We start from the raw sequence: 855 nt of genomic DNA on the forward strand, positions 1-855 counted from the left end.
TCTGTGTTTAATAGGGGGGCACACCTTAGACGGAGGAGGTGCCCCTTGGATCAGGATACCCTGCGGATCTTGCTGAGGGAAGCGGTGCGGGAAACAGTAAGCGAGGTTTTGCAGATCCTACTGGGTCAGCCCGATAGGGCTAGCTTGGGGCCGACCGGGCAGCCTTCTTAAGGGAGCACGGCGGGCAAAAGAACGGCCACTACCCTAGGAAGCTGGAAACCGCTTTCGGCCAAGTCCATCTGAAGGTCCCCAGGGACCGAGGCTGCTTTCCCGTCAGGGAAACACGGAGAGGCCGCTACTACCCCGCCTTCCTCCACCCCTACGCCCGCCGCCTAGTAGATGTAGGAGAAGTGGCCGTGGCCCTTTACGCTGCCGGGGTCAGCCAGCGCAAGGCGGCCGAGGCGATGAGCCTCCTTTTGGGCCACCGGTACTCCCACGAGACCTTGGTCAGCCCGAAGGGCTACCTTGGGCGCCTTGACGGACGAGGTCTTGGGGGCGGCGGAAGCCTTCCGTAAGCGGCCTTTGCCTGCAGAGATGGCCTTTGTCTACCTGGATGGGCTTTCCCTAAAGGTCTTTAGGGAAGGAGAAGGGATCGTACGGGAGACGGTGTACGTGGCTTTGGGCCTTGCCCCGGATGGGGAGAGGCGGGTCTTGGGATTCTGGCTCTTGCCCACGGAGAACGCCACCGCCTGGGAAGAGGTCTTGGTCAGCCCGATAGGGCTAGCTTGAGGGAACTATGGCAAAGGGGCTTGCGGCGGGTTTTGCTCTTCATCACCGATGGCCTACCCGGGATGGAAGAGGCGATCCGCCGGGTGTATCCCCTGGCCCAGTGGCAGGTGTGCGTGGTGCATAGGG

General features: G+C 62.2%; 1 pseudogene. It reads left to right on the forward strand.

Annotated elements, in window-relative coordinates:
* Positions 1 to 3 precede the first annotated feature (3 nt).
* Positions 4 to 855 (forward strand): annotated as a pseudogene (locus tag TNMX_RS00030) (transposase); the annotation flags it as partial.

The sequence above is a fragment of the Thermus sp. NMX2.A1 genome (assembly GCF_000511705.1).
Classification (GTDB): domain Bacteria; phylum Deinococcota; class Deinococci; order Deinococcales; family Thermaceae; genus Thermus; species Thermus scotoductus.